Here is a 14,919-nt window from a genome sequence, read left to right on the forward strand (position 1 = left end):
TTCTTCGCCCCACCTCTTTCGGTCTGGCTAAACTCCGTCGCCTAGGATTTCACCGGGCTAAGTAGCTCCTCAAACTGGGCGAGCGCACCAACTTGGTATAGCTCTGCGTCAAATTCCTTCTCTGCCTGATAGCCATCTAGGTATGCTTGCATTCCATCGATCAATCCCTCGGCCGAGTTTTCTACAAGTTGCCCGTAACCGCCAACAAGAACACTATGTGAGCCAACAACGTCAGTGGAAATTGCTGGTAGACCTAGCATCATTGCTTCAATCATCGCCAAACCCTGGCCTTCGTAGTCAGAAGAAAAGACAAAGCAGTCGGCCGTCTTCAAAGTTGGGAATGGGTTGGACAGCAAGCCGGTGATTACGACACGCCCGGTGAGCCCGCGTGCTTTGATTTCCGTTTCCAGGTCACTACGCAGTGGACCATCTCCGATCAATAACAATCGGGTTTCCGGATGGTCCGCATTGATCTTTGCGAATGCTTCGAGCAGCTTCAGTTGCCCCTTTTCAGGAGACAAGCGTGCCATGTTGGCAAATACCTTAAGATCATTACCTTCGAAGCGATGCACTGGCTCCGCTGCTTCGGACCACTCTAAAGGCTTACGCAGATCCAACAAGTTCTCTGAGACGGTGAACTGGTCAGGAAGAAGCCCGAATAGCTCAGTCAATTCTTGCTTGTTCTGCTGGCCAACGCTCTCAGTAACAGAAACCAATCGGTCATAGTGACGATAGGTGGCAAATAAGCCCGGCATAGTACCGAAACGCAGCTTCCACTCCCCTACCATGTCATTGTGCAGGTAAATGTAGTTGCGCTTCGCATGAGTATGGGACGCAGCAAACAGCATGGCCCAGAATCGCGAGTAACCCTCGAAATCGATGGCTACATCGAAGCGTGCGTCCCCGAAGGAACGCTGCATTTCGCGTTCCATCGTGTTCAGATGGATGCGCTCGGCTACCGGAGAGGCGAAGCCGCGCTGCGCGTGGTAACTATCGGAAACCCAACGCTCTTCGGCCGACATGATAGTTGCACCTGCGCGCGGAAGAATCTTCACATGATCAGGAAGCGCATCGAGGATCTCCAGCGATTCTGCATTGCTTCCAACAGCGCTCATGTCCACAGCAACCGACACCAAGTATTTTTCTGGATCAAGCGAGCCGATCAAATTGGTGAATGCAGTCGCAATGCCGTTGGGCTTGAACGGACCCTGATAGAACAACAGCTTGATCCGCTCATCTTGTGGTGGCTCAAGCAAATAGCTCTCGTCATCTAGGAAGAAGAAATCAATAACCCGCTGGGTGGCTTTCCCGTCCTCCATGGAAGCAAATTCAGCCACGTTCTTCTCTAAGTTTTCGTGCGGGACTATATCTCCGCTGCTAAGTTGGCGATTAAGTTCAACGCAGACTTCCTCAATCGAGTCCAAGACGTGGCCAGGCCAGGTAGAGCGCTCGAAGTACAGGCCACGTTCTGCATCATAAGCTTCAAAGTCAGGCGTGTAGAAAATGATTGGCTTCTTGGTTGGCAAGAAATCATAGAAGATTGAGGAATAGTCGGTGATCAGTACATCAACTACGGCCAAAAGCTCATTTGTATCAATCGCAGCAGGCACGACGGTAGCGTCCAAGGCCGCATCGCCAATAAGCTGTTCAGCGAAACGATGTGCCCGGAAAAGCATGTGGTGTTCACCTTGCGCCATCGCCGCCAGATCCTCGACCAGACCGGTGACGTCGTAAGAGCGATCCGTTAGCTGACCACGCCACGTTGGCGCAAACAAGACAATCTTCTTGGTGCTGTTCGGATCGATACCGAGAATCTCCAGGATTTCCCGTCGTCGTACTTCGCTCATATTGATCATCTGATCAATTCGAGGACTACCGGTCAGCGCTACCTTCGCGGGGAACAATCCGTCAAGGTCATGGTCGGTGCTGAGGGTTTTAAGTGTGTGCGCATTTGGAACCATCATATGAGTGGTTTGAAGGAAGTTGCGCTGAACGTTACGGTGCTCTGCGACGCCGTCCTTGACTAGCTTGCCCATATACTTCAAGGGTGTGCCATGCCAGGTGTTCAGAACTCGTTGCCCTTCCCGACGGGCAAAGTATGTTGGGAAGGTCGCGTTGTTCACCAGGTACTTAGCGGTTCCAAGCAACCGGATATATTTGTCCGAATGCTGCTTTACAATCGCTACATCCGGTTCTTCACTCAGCTGAGCAGGAACTTCGGAATATTCGTTATAGACCCACGCGAAACGGAAATTTTCAAAGCGTGGATCCTTCCGCATTTGTCGGAAAATCGCCAGCGGATGGCAATGGACATTTTTTCCATGTGACGATTCGAAAACTACTAGCTTCTCATCTAGCGGTTCTATTTCTCGCGCATGGATAGCCAATGCTCCCCGTCGACGGCCAAGTCCCTTCAATGCGCTTCCGAGCCCCGCCACGGAGATCTCTGTGAACAGCAGCATGCCCACATAGTATTCACACGCCGATTCGAACAGCCCAAGTTCTGCGAAAGCATGTCCAGCTTTTGCCTGCCACTGGCGCTCGGTAGAGGAAGAATGCCACAATGCTGACGCATAGGCAGAAGCAGCCGTCTCCCAGTCTCCACTAGCCGCAGCAATCGCACCGTGCTGGCGATGGTAGTTTGCTCGTGCTCCCGCGGCTTTAGACCCTCTAAAGCTACCGTTCAGATAGCCCCAGGCCTCTGCCGCCTCACCGAATCGAGCACTGGCTTCCTCGAACCGGCCTAGTTGTTTAAGCCCATACGCATAACGGAACAACGCAACCGCTGGTTCAATTCTTTTCTGTTCTGGCAACAGGTCAACAAATTCAGAAAAACATGCTACCGATTCTAATTGTTCTCCTGCGCGAGCGAGTAGTCGTCCACGGGCATACCCAGCTAATACTCGCTCTTCAGCGGTATCTGCATAGTTCTCCGCGCGCTGGAAGTATTCGTTTGCCTGGCGGAACTCGAAAAGTCTTGCTGCCGTTTCGCCAGCACGGTAATTCAAGAGGTATAGATTGGACTCACTTGAACCATTCTGCAGTTCAAGTTCGTAGGCATCCAACGCTCGATTCCAGTCTTCTTCATTTTCATGGATTTTGCCTACTCCAACGTTCAGAACCATCTTGTCTGTGGAGCGAAGCACAGCGTTAGAGTACGCGTTTTGGGCTTCAGCGGTTCTACCCAGTTCTTCTAAACAACGACCAAGACCGTACCAGTACCTAGGCTGTTGGTCATCCAAGTTCAAAGCCTTTTGCAAGTACTGCTCAGCTTGCTCAAAACGAGACATGAAGGATGCCGCTTGCGCAGTCAGAAACATCCAATTTGCGTCGTCTACATGCTGACTTTCGTATTGAAGGCGAACATCTAGTTCGCGCCAGCGTTGACCAGTCTCAAAAAGGAATTTCGCGATAGCCGCGGAAGCTGCTGGATCGTTGGGGAAATCTGCCACCAATCCGTCGAGGATAGCTGATGCGAGATCTGGTTTACGGGCCAGGCGCGCGCAACGTGCCCAGCGCATCCGCCAAGTAATTTTGCTTGGGTCTCCATCGCAGGCAGCTGCAAATAGTTCGAGGGAACGCTCATATTTTTTCATTCGCTGCATGTTCATGGCGAGCGTTTGAATCCACCCATAACGGTGCGGCTGACGGGCAATGGCAGATTCAAGCTCGTTCATGGCCGCTTGATATTGCTTGCACTTGTACAGACTGTATCCGTAGCGGAATTGCACTTCTGCCGACTTGGTCAGGCCTTTGCTTAATGTCTGACCGTAGTAGATAGCCGCAATACGGTATCTACCTAGTCGTTCAATTCGACGGCCTACGCCGAGAGCTATACGCGTACGAAAAATATCCACCGGGGTCCTTCAGAAGGGGGTCTTAACCATAGGCGCCAGCTAAACAGTGCCTATGTACCATCCGATTCTCTCGCACGCCACGGCCGAATTGCCTAATTAAGGGCAGAGTGTTGTTGGTTTGAAAACACAACGACAAGAAAGACGACCCCAGATCCCTACGATGATAGGAATTTGGGGTCGTAATCAAGTGTTCTGCTGATTAGTTGTGCCAACCTCGGAAGTTTTGCAACTTGCTCTCGCGTTCGTCGATGAGCTTTTTTACTACGGCTTGGAAGCGCTTGGTGGAGTCCCCTCGGCCTAATTCGCCGAAGTAGAACTTACGCATTTCATTTCGTTGCTCTTTATGCCGATCATGCACCAGCGCGTCATTAAGAACTTCGCTCACGTTTGCCACAGTGTCACGATCAATGACATGACATGCCTTAGCGACTGGAGCATCCCTGTGCAAGATTTCGCGATTCGTACGACGATCTGAAATCACCAATGGATTGCTAGGCTGAAGGTACAAATAGTCCAGCCCTACGCTTGATACATCTGTTATCAGTGCATCAGTGGACTCAAACATCGCCAAGATATTGCCCTGTTCAGAAATAACGTGCGTCGCACCGGATTCATTGGCGCTACTAATAAGATCCATAATGCGTGAATGGGCTTGGGCAACACCATGATTCTTGCTTGTCTGGATACGAGGATGGGGCTTGTAAATAATCCGCCAGGATGGATTCGCCAGTAACGCTTCAACGATGGCGACCCCATACGTATCCAACGAGGTGTAGTTGTTGTCGTCGTTCTCGCCTTCCCATGTTGGCGCGTACATCACATCCAACTTGTCGCTCGGATCCAGCTCCGGCACAAAATCGATGTCCAGCTGCGGACGGCCGGTGACTTCAAGCTTGGTGTGGTCAAAATCGATCAGCATCGCCTCGTGACGCTTGATGGCGGCTGGGCCAGCGACGAAGACCTTGTCGTAAGCCTTCGCCTTGTTCGAGACCATCGACAGCTTGTCGCTCTCACCGTGGTTCACGTGAACATGCACCAAACGAGGGTGATCAAGAGACTGGAAATTGCTACGCGAGTTATTCGTATAGATGACCAGCTTGAGCTCGTTGTCGTCATACAAATCCATCAGATCTGAGAAGCGACGGATGTATATCCTCGGAAGATCGGTGAACTTCTCGGCGGCTTTGAAAGCGCTCAAAGTTCGGAAGACCAACAGAACCTCTTGCTTCACATGAAGTTCTTCAAGTACTGGTAGCCACTGAGTTACTTGGTAAATTTTGTCTGCGCCATCGCCGAAGTACACCGCGACAGCACCAGGAACAGGAATACCGGAAACGCCAACATTGAGAATTCCAGGGCGGGAATTCAAGCCCATTACCCGCGATAGTCGCTTTGCCCCTGGACGGCGCCCCACCTTCATCAGGGCATTTTTGACGCTGGATTTAATAGTGGCTGAAATATGGTCGCTAGACATAGGAACTTTCAAAAATCAAGAAAAAGCAAGTGTGCAAACGGAATAACTAGCTCAGTTCTTTCACGATCTGGCTAAGCGTGTCTAGCGTATCCTTCAAGGAATCCACGTGGCGCTCATCAAATTGGCTCAGGACGCGCTTCAACTCGGTTGTGGAAATGCCCGATGTGCGTGGAAGGTAGACAACTTCGACTTCGTCACCGAGGTCGTCAAACTTGCCCTTCCAGTCTTCCCCGATGCCGAAGACCTTGGCATCGTACTTCTTGATATCCAGGCGCTTCTGTTCCCAATTCTCTTCCGGGATGGCTAGATCGACGTACTTTATGGCTTGCACGATCTCACGGCGCTGTTCGAACGGTACTACCGGCTTCTTGCCCTTGATTGCGTTGAACTCATCGGTGGAAACGCCAACTACCAAACGGTCGCCCTTTTCCTTAAGGCGCTTCAAGATGTTTAGGTGACCAATATGGAAAAGGTCAAACGTTCCATAGGTCAGTACCGTCTTGGTCATTGGATGCCTCCTGCTGTAATAAACGGTAGCCCCAATTCTGTAGCGCTACCGCACCTGTCGCTGCACCGCAGCACCTGGTACTTTTCTTACTTGAACGATAAATAATGCTTCACAAGTTTTTCATGCCGAACTTGGTGAAACCTGAATGCTTCCGGATTACTTTTCGAAAGATGACTTGTACGGAAACAGCGTATCGAGAACTTTCTTGGCCAGCTGGCCACGTTTTTCCGTACCACTCACACTCGACACTTCATTGAAGCAGAACATCTGCGTGCCGCGTCCGCGTACCAGTCGATAGAGTTTCATCGGCAAGTGTTCGCCACCAAGATCAACATAAGAATAATCGATATCAACAGGAACGCCGATACCTTCAGCTGCCGCAACGTAGTGTGCCAAAGAAGACGGTAAGGAAATATCGTCAACGTGCCTGAACTTGTGCCTTGCAGTGGACTTAACCTCAGCCTTAAACGAAGACCGGACTATCTCGTGGACGCTCTTCCGTTGCGGGTGCGCTACATGGCGGAACTTTAGTGCAGTTGTCTTCCCATATTTATCCTGGATCAAGTCTGCATTCAATTGAGCTGCCAGGTTTACTGCAAGCCTAGGGTTCGTCGCTTCAGCATAATGTGCATTGGCCAAAGAATACTTAACGGCACCGCTGCCGGTGTAGAACACATTTGGTGACATCGGCCTCCCAAAGAAGATGTCATCATTCACATAAATGAAATATTCGGACAGGCCTCTGATATTGGAAAGCTGCGTTTCAATCGCATGTGAGTTGAACGTTGGTAGGCATTCTTCGGGAGAATCAAATATCTCGCTGTGACTCACCAGCTTGATTTTGGAATTTTCCGTGTTGAGCCAATGCGGAGCTTGACCTGCAGTCACCAAGTAGATATTACGAATCCATGGCATATTCATTTCCAGAGAGCGCAACGAGTACTTCAGTTCGTCGCGAGAAGTGTACCGCGCCAAATCACGGCTGCTCGGATGTGATGCACCGGCAGGGATTGACTGCTTAAATTCGCGATACGCTTTTTGCCATGCTGGATCTGCCGAATCAACCCACGTGTATACGGCATCTACTGGCTCTGTGAAATCTTGAATATCCGGCATCAATGATTTGCCATCGGAGTAGACAGCCCATATCGAACCTAGACCCGAGTGGCGTCTAAACGATGCGCCCTGCTCAGCCGCTTGGGAATGGACCGTCCAAACGCTCAACGCACCATAGCTCGCTGCATCCAAGCTCACTTTCGTCAGCTTGTAGCCAGCCTCCTGTAGTGCTGAAGAAAGCTTTTGCCACCCCGACTTCGAAACCGTCGAAACGCCACGTAGCCGATCATCAAGATACTCGATCCCTAAAGATGTTGCTACGGCGCGCGAACCATCAATGCTAATTGATCGGATTCGTTCGATATCAAGATCTAGTGAATTTTGGCCGCTCGTAGACCACGTGAGGATCTTCTCCCAGAATGCATCGGGTAGCTTACGACCAAGCTGGCCCCTCCATCCACGGAAACTCAAATCTCACACCATCCAGCACTTGTTGGTAAATCGCGACAGGCAAATTCGCTTCGCTACATTCAGGAACATTTTACAGGCTGTTCACTTTAAATTTGAACGACCAAAAAACCATATTAGTCTAAATCAGTTAATCCGTTACACGATACAACCACATCTACTGGCTCAGCTGAGCATCACGGCTCAGAGCAGTGTCCACAACTCCGAAATCTAAATAACGGGCGGACGTCCGGACAGCGTCATTCGCAACACCGTGTTCCAACGAAGCTTGGCGCGCGGTTCCTGGTACCAGGGACTGCCCTTCCATCCTGCTTTCCAACCCGCTAGGTACTGCTTCACTGCAGACGAGTTTTTCCGCAATCGCAAGCACTCGATTAACGCCCATGAAATTGGATAGATCCATAGGAATGGAGCCGGCAGGTTACGACGAGCAAGCCAAACACGATTGCGAGCATTCAATCGATAGAACTCATCGTGACGTCGAGGATCGACCACGGGATGCCCGATTCTCATATCACCTGCATACCAAACGTAGGTGCCGGTATCCCAGATCCGCCAGGCAAGTTCGATACCTTCATGGGCATACCAGAAGCCCCCCGCCCAGCCGCCAGTGGCTTCGAAGAGTGCCCGAGTGGTAACTAGGCAGGTCTCCCCCACATGGAAAACCTTGCTTGGCTCTGCCGCAGTTCGTTTCTTCAAACGGGGGATCCAACGCGTAGGATCCATATCACTATTTTCAGGATCCGTGATCCTTGGCTGCAGCAATCCGAGTTTTGGATAATGCTTAAAACGCGCTATTGCGGTAATTAAGAAATCATCGTCTAGGAACCAAGAATCGTCATCCAGGAAACAGAGATACTCACCCGAAACTTGGGAAACTCCCGCGTTTCGGCCAGCAGGAATCCCAAGATTCTCCGGGAGGTGCTGCGTTTTTATGGTTTCGGGAATCCCAGTAGGGTCCCAACCGTTGCCAACTACTACGGCATCGATTTCTACGCCGCGTTGGGATAGCAATGAGTCCAAGGAACGACGAAGCTCAATGGGACGGTTGCCCATCGTTAGAACAACCACGCCGATCTGCGGTGTTAGCGGCTGACTCATGCGCTACCCTTTCAATTCAAATTCAACGGTGGAGCGGTTCTAAACCTTCAACCGCGCAGAAACCATATTCGAGAGAAAATGACCCATATTAACTAGGAGGCACGCCGGCAGAAGAATCCAAATCAGCCATTTCTCTGCAAGTCCAGGGGCACCGCTAACTACCGAAATTATGGAACAAGCCAAAATGATCAAACTCAGTTCCACAGCGTGCAACAGCTTGTGGAAGGGTAGGAACTTCGCCAAGGAGCGCAACCGGCCAATCACCGTGTTCGTAGGAACCGCACGTGCGGCTGCCGTGTCCGGCAGTTTCGGTAGCCCCGCCATACCGCGGGCGGCATGGACCATAAGTGATTGTGAACGGTTCAGCACTAGAAGCACAGCCAAACAGGCGCCCATGAATAGAGTAGGCCAAGCTTGGGTTGCTGTTGCACCGTTTGTTGAGAGTTCTTTGAAAACGCGATACCCAAGGGCTATCGGGATCAAGGCCTCTGTTGTGTGGTGCCCAACCATATCGATGAATATGCCACGCGGGGATTGGGAGGCGCGCCAACGTGCGACTTCACCATCCGAGCAATCGAAGTACAGCTGCACCTGCGACAACGCCACGGCCAAGACTGGCCCCCAAATACCGGGGATAAGCAGGGCCAATGACATGCACCAGCCGGCCATGATCATCAAACCGGTAACGCCGTTTGCACTGATCCTAGTGCGGACCAATACTGCAGTCAGATAAATAGAGATATGACGCAAATAGAGCTCAGCTGTCCAATGTTCAGCGTTCTTGCGCGCCTTTACTTCTGGCGGCTGACACACGGCGCGCAGCTGATCCAGTGTGGGATTCTTGGGTCGTTCTACGCTCACTTAACGCGTCCTTTGTCCACAGTTCCTGCGGCACCGAATATACGTCCCTTGATATATCCCGCTGCCCAAGGCAGGTGGATTGCTTGGAACGCGCCGGCAGTTAGTACCTTTTCCGGAACCCCCCGCGCACTGGATTTGAGACCTGCGGCGAGAGTCGCGGCGGTATAGACAACTGGAGCTAGTCGAGCCGTATCGAACAGTAACTGAACTGGTCGAGATACGTGTCCCCGAGTCAGCGGAGCTGCAACCATCGCGAGAATACCTGATATTATCCCAGCCAGTAGAACGGGTGGCATGTCGTGGCGAATTGATTTGCCTTCAGGGAAACGCCGGGCAATCTCTCCTCGCCAAGTTCCCGATGCATATGACTGACGAGCCAATGCCTTGAAATTATCACGGGGGTAGTAACCCACCTTCAATTCTGGATCGAACCAGACCTTGTGACCAGCTTGACGTATTCGCAAGCAAAGCTCCCAGTCCTGGGCTCGCCACATGTCTTCATCATAGAAACCGACTTCATCGAATACCTCGCGACGGAAAATACCAAGATACGCGGACTCGGCCTCCCCCTCTGGAGCGCCAGAGTGATAAGCCGGACCACCAAAACCAAATTTTGAGTGGTAGGCGGCCGCGATAGCGCGTTGTTTCGGAGTGCGTCCCCGCGCATCCATCAGCCCTCCGACGTCATGCGCTCCTACTCGGAAAAGCGTTTCCACACCACGGCGAGTGTAGTTTGCTGGTAGCTCACTGTGCGCATCCACACGCATGACAATTGGATAAGTTGACTTTTTGACCGCTAAGTTCAGAGCAATCGGGGTACGTCCTCTAGGGTTGTCCACCAGGACAATGCGGGGGTCTGATCCAGCCAAACGCGCAGCAACTACATTAGTATCGTCGCTACTTGGCCCCAAGGCTAAGACTAGCTCTTTTTCACCATCATAATCTTGAGTCAGGATCGATCGAACGGCTTCTTCTAGATACTCGGCTTCGTTCAACACAGGCATGACGTAGGATACGCCAGGAATTTCAGTCATTCGTCTCTTACTTTTTATGCTGCTGATAGGCCTTAATGACCGTGTCTGGATCCCCGTCCATTTTCTGGACACCCTTTTCAATCCATATGCAACGGTTACAAGTTTCCTTGATGGAATTCATTGAGTGCGAAACGAGGAAGACAGTACCGGCGTTTTCACGGATCTCACGGATCTTCGCTTCACTTCGCTTACGGAACTTGGCGTCACCAACTGCCAGTGCTTCATCGACGATCAAAATATCGTGCTGTTTTGACGCTGCGATGGCGAACTTCAAACGTGCTGCCATGCCAGAAGAATAGGTCCTCATTGGGAGATCGATGAATTCTTCCAATTCAGCAAACTTGGTGATTTCTTCTCTCATCTGTTCGACCTGTTCACGGTTATAACCCAGAGCCAAGCCACCCAAGGTGATGTTCTTATCCCCAGATAAATCCGGAATCAGAGCAGCGCCGACACCCAAAAGGCTGGGACGGGATCGTGCATAGACGGTACCTGAGGCAGGTGGCGTGAGTCCAGTGATAGCACGCAACAGCGTCGACTTGCCTGATCCATTTGAACCTATAATGCCAATGGATTCGTTTTCATAGGCAACAAATGAGATGCCCTGAAGCGCATGAACCGTCCGCACTCCCCGCATCTTAGGTTGCAATAGTCTGCGTGCCCCGGCGTTGCCCACAGCTTTACCACTCGAGAAGACCTGATACTTGACATGCAAATTATCAACCATAACAACTGGTTGACGGCTTTCATCAATTTTTAGAGTGGACTGTTTAATCTGGTCAGGATGGACCACATCAATAAAGGAGGTGTCATCCGAAAAAATAGGGGCTGGCTCATATTCAGGATGTAATCCCGGGTTGATCAGGTCATCAAAACTAATTGGCACGACCGTAACGCTCCTCAGCTTTCCAGAAGAAAATAAGTCCAAAGACAAGCGCGACAATGGCCCATGCACCGATTACCAACCAGCCAAACGGATTATATTCAGCATTATCCATAATCATGGCTCGAGCCAACTGGAGTGTTTGATAGAGCGGATGGTAATCAAAGACTGTCACAAGCCAAGGCCAGCTGGCGAGAATGCGGTCTACGCTAAAGAGTACGCCAGACGTATAGAAAAGCATTCGAGTCACAAGCGGCAAGATTTGCGTGAAGTCCCGGACATGCACAGTGATTCTCGCACAGATGAGCGCTATGCCCATGTTGAATACAGTGAAAATAACAATAATCGGAACGATTCCAAACCAAGTCCATTTAGGGACTGTGCCGAGAATGACCGAGTAAATGAACATGACAATGAGCATGGGCATCAGCGTAAGCAAATTCTGAGTAATTTGCGCCACTGGCAGACTCAATCGTGGGAATGATAAAGACTGAACCAAGGCTTGATTACCTGTGATCGATTTCGCGCCGCCATTCATAGAGCTCGTGAAAAATTCGAATAAGAACACACCGATGACCACGAAGACAGGGAAATCTGCCGTTTTCTTGTCGCCCTGCAGGATACCGAAAATTACTCCATACATAACCGCGTTGAGAGTCGGCTTCAAAATGACCCAAATCATTCCCAGCCGGTTTTGCTGGTTCTGTTTTTGCACCCGAGCCTTAGCTAGCTCGTATATGAATTCACGGCGTTCCCAGGTCTGCCTCAGATAGTTGGCCAACGTTGGCCGCGCACCTACACGGTGCAAGCCACTCTTGTCGGCCTCCTCTGCAACTGTCATGCCCAAAAGTCCTCATTTTCTTATGCAAACTACTGCTCTGTTCGTGAGCAAAGATGTTCAAAGTCTAGTGGATAGCTCGTGCGAACCTCACACTTCGCCATGCGCAACACACGAATTGTCATGTCAGTCACCTTGGCCAAATTCTACTCTGGCGGATTAGCTGCAAGGTACTCCCCCATAGAGTCAGTACGAAGCGCTTCACCGATTTGTCTAATGGCCGTCTCACTGGCCAGTTCAATTGATTGACCATCGACGCTGGTTGCTGTGCCCGCGGTCGGCATCGTGAACATTGCCATGTTCTTTGTATCGACATTCTTCAACTGCAGGCCAAGCCCAACAAGAGTTGCAGCATCGAAATTCTCATCTAGGGTCAAATATGGGGAAACCTTATCTACGATTTCATAGAGCTTGGCAGGATTTGTAAGAGTTCCAGAAGAAAGCACTTGGTTAGCGGCCGCAGCAATAAACGTTCGCTGATTCATCACCCGCTGATAATCCCCATTCGAGAAGGACTTGCGCTCGCGCACGAAACGAAGAGCGCGGTCCCCTTCAAGTGTGATTTCACCAGCGGGATAAAAATAGTCAGTGTCGTTCGCGGTAAACTGCTTTTCGTTATGTACTGTCACGCCACCCAAGGCCGTTGAGAGTTCCTTGAAACCTTCAAAATCGATCATAGCCACATGGTCGATTTTAGTTTCAAATAGCCCCTCGACAGTTTGCAAGAGAAGTGGAACGCCACCTAATGAGATGGCCGCGTTCAGTTTGTTTTGACCGTGCCCAGGGATGTCCACATACATATCGCGCACCATCGACATCACGTAAATCTGGGAACGATCTTCTGGAATATGAACCAGCATCATTGAGTCGCTTCGTTGCGATACCGCGCCTCGTAAGGCTGCCGATTCTTCCGTGTCACCATCAGCGTGATCGACACCCAGCATTAATACGTTCATGGATTTATCGTCAGGATCTTTGATCGGACGAGCTCGCTGTTCCGCTTCAGAGAATTCCAAAGCCACTGTATTAGATTTCGTATTGAACTGCCGTTGCAGGTCAAACAAGATGTACCCGAGACCAATCAAGGCGACTAGAAAGATGACTACCGCTGAGACAACGATGCCCTGCGTTCGTTTTTTCCGTTGCCGGATTGCTCGGTTCTTCGCACTACGCGTTAGAAGTACCAAGTTCCCGCCTTCTTGTTTTTTCAATTCAACTCCACCCGAGCCACGGTCCCCAATGTCAGCGCCGTCTGGGGCGACTTTGCGCAATGAAAAAGACTACCCAAGATAATTGTGATTATCCTGAGTAGCCTTGGTCATATCTAAGCTTCGAAGCTCTGCACAAAGGACTTCAGCCATGTCTTCAACCCTGGGCCTAGCTCCTCATTTTCAACAGCTAGGCTAATGTTCGCTTGTAGATAGCTAAGCTTGTCGCCCGTGTCATATCGACGGCCCCGAAAAACAACCGCATGCACTCCTGATCCTTCACCTTCAGAAGTCGCCAGTTCTTCGAGAGCATCAGTGAGCTGGATTTCATTTCCACGTCCCGGAACAGTATGCTCCAGTATCTGGAATACCCGGGGATGCAGTAAATAGCGTCCAATAACTGCAAGATTACTTGGAGCTTCTTCAACACTTGGCTTTTCAACTAGGCCACGCACCCGAACATAGTCTTCACCTTGAACAGGCTCCACATCGGCACAGCCATAGGAACTAATTTGATCCGGTTCAACTTCCATCAAGGCGATCACAGATCCGCCGGTCTTTTCCTGTACCGCAATCATCGTGGTCAGTAGGTCATCGTGCTCGTGGATTAAGTCATCGCCAAGCAGTACTGCAAATGGCTCATCACCTACATGCTGTTTTGCGCATAAGACCGCGTGTCCTAAACCCCGCGGATCCCGCTGGCGAATGTAATGAATATCGCCTAGCGCTGTGGCTTCCTCCACTAACGAAAGCTTTTTCTTGTCGCCCTTCGCCTCCAAGGAAGCTTCCAATGAAGGAACTCGGTCAAAGTGGTCTTCAAGAGCGCGCTTGTTTCGTCCGGTAATCATCAGGACATCATTAAGCCCAGCACGAGCAGCTTCGGCGACAACATATTGAATCGCTGGCTTGTCGACAACAGGGAGCATTTCCTTGGGCATTGCTTTTGTTGCTGGAAGGAATCGTGTCCCTAAACCGGCTGCCGGAATGACCGCTTTAGTAATGGCGCGAGGTGCAGACATAGTGTTGAATCCCCTATCTTCGGATTAGTTAATGGCGACAGTATTACGCAACTACCTACGGATGAGTAAGCCTTTTGATTACAGCGCGCGGGAAGTACTCATCTACGTCCCCGCCAAGAGCCTGTACTTCCTTGAGCAGAGATGATGAAAGATGCGTGTATCGCGTATCAGCCTGAAGGAAGACCGTTTCAACACCTGTCAGATGCCGATTCATCGTGGCCATGGGAATCTCATAGGCGTAGTCAACAGTGCTACGCAATCCCTTGACGATTGCTTCCGCTCCCTGCTCCTTGCAGAAATCAGCTAGCAGGCCCTGGCCCATCGGCACAGCGGAAACCCCACGCAGTCCACCGACAGTTTCTTCTACCATGGCGACTCGTTCGTCTTCGCTGAAGCGATACTTCTTGGAGTAATTAGTGGAAACTGCCACGATCACCTCATCAAAAAGGCTCGACGCGCGCGCAATGATTTCGACGTGTCCATTATGAATTGGGTCAAAAGAACCCGGGCATACCGCTCTTCGCATGAACTGAATCTATCAAGAACTCATGTCAAATTAGCGATCTGGTGTGAATGTCTCGTAAAGATTCCATGACTTAATACCCTTGTTCC

The 14,919-nt window shown here is 50.8% G+C and carries 12 protein-coding genes; all 12 read right to left on the minus strand.

The window, feature by feature from the left end; all coding sequences use genetic code 11:
- Positions 1 to 41 precede the first annotated feature (41 nt).
- The 12 genes from ACNPM8_RS17640 to coaD all read right to left on the minus strand — a co-directional run bounded on the left by ACNPM8_RS17640 (position 42) and on the right by coaD (position 14,833).
- A complete protein-coding gene (locus ACNPM8_RS17640) occupies positions 42 to 3,677 on the minus strand; it encodes a CDP-glycerol glycerophosphotransferase family protein (RefSeq protein WP_448940327.1) in 3,636 nt (1,211 codons plus the stop codon).
- 379 nt (positions 3,678 to 4,056) lie between these two features.
- Positions 4,057 to 5,331 carry a CDP-glycerol glycerophosphotransferase family protein gene (locus tag ACNPM8_RS17645; protein WP_448940328.1) on the minus strand — a complete coding sequence of 425 codons (1,275 nt, stop codon included), beginning with the start codon at positions 5,329 to 5,331 and terminating at the stop codon, positions 4,057 to 4,059.
- A gap of 46 nt (positions 5,332 to 5,377) precedes the next feature.
- A complete protein-coding gene (locus ACNPM8_RS17650) occupies positions 5,378 to 5,839 on the minus strand; it encodes an adenylyltransferase/cytidyltransferase family protein (RefSeq protein ID WP_448940329.1) in 462 nt (153 codons plus the stop codon).
- Positions 5,840 to 5,995: 156 nt separating this feature from the next.
- Positions 5,996 to 7,093: a stealth conserved region 3 domain-containing protein gene (locus tag ACNPM8_RS17655; protein ID WP_448940330.1), complete on the minus strand. Its 1,098-nt coding sequence runs from the start codon at positions 7,091 to 7,093 to the stop codon at positions 5,996 to 5,998.
- A 480-nt stretch (positions 7,094 to 7,573) separates the two neighbouring features.
- Positions 7,574 to 8,464 (minus strand): glycosyltransferase family 2 protein, encoded by an 891-nt coding sequence (locus ACNPM8_RS17660; RefSeq protein WP_448940331.1) that lies wholly within the window; start codon positions 8,462 to 8,464, stop codon positions 7,574 to 7,576.
- Positions 8,465 to 8,503: 39 nt separating this feature from the next.
- Positions 8,504 to 9,325: a CDP-alcohol phosphatidyltransferase family protein gene (locus ACNPM8_RS17665; protein WP_448940332.1), complete on the minus strand. Its 822-nt coding sequence runs from the start codon at positions 9,323 to 9,325 to the stop codon at positions 8,504 to 8,506.
- Positions 9,322 to 10,359, minus strand: a complete 1,038-nt coding sequence (locus tag ACNPM8_RS17670) for a glycosyltransferase (RefSeq protein ID WP_448940333.1) — start codon at positions 10,357 to 10,359, stop codon at positions 9,322 to 9,324. The genes ACNPM8_RS17665 and ACNPM8_RS17670 overlap by 4 nt, the downstream gene beginning before the upstream one ends.
- Before the next feature lie 7 nt (positions 10,360 to 10,366).
- Positions 10,367 to 11,086 (minus strand): ABC transporter ATP-binding protein, encoded by a 720-nt coding sequence (locus ACNPM8_RS17675; RefSeq protein ID WP_448940428.1) that lies wholly within the window; start codon positions 11,084 to 11,086, stop codon positions 10,367 to 10,369.
- Positions 11,087 to 11,234: 148 nt separating this feature from the next.
- The gene (locus ACNPM8_RS17680; RefSeq protein WP_448940334.1) at positions 11,235 to 12,083 is read right to left on the minus strand and encodes an ABC transporter permease; all 849 of its coding nucleotides are present in this window, start codon (positions 12,081 to 12,083) and stop codon (positions 11,235 to 11,237) included.
- Between the two features lie 143 nt (positions 12,084 to 12,226).
- Positions 12,227 to 13,291, minus strand: coding sequence for an LCP family protein (locus ACNPM8_RS17685; protein WP_448940335.1), 1,065 nt, complete (start codon positions 13,289 to 13,291; stop codon positions 12,227 to 12,229).
- Between the two features lie 113 nt (positions 13,292 to 13,404).
- Positions 13,405 to 14,307: a UTP--glucose-1-phosphate uridylyltransferase GalU gene (galU, locus tag ACNPM8_RS17690; RefSeq protein ID WP_448940336.1), complete on the minus strand. Its 903-nt coding sequence runs from the start codon at positions 14,305 to 14,307 to the stop codon at positions 13,405 to 13,407.
- A gap of 55 nt (positions 14,308 to 14,362) precedes the next feature.
- Entirely contained in the window at positions 14,363 to 14,833 is a 471-nt protein-coding gene (gene coaD / locus ACNPM8_RS17695; RefSeq protein WP_448940337.1) for a pantetheine-phosphate adenylyltransferase, read from the minus strand.
- Positions 14,834 to 14,919: the final 86 nt, after the last annotated feature.

The sequence above is a fragment of the Glutamicibacter sp. AGC46 genome (assembly GCF_053543715.1).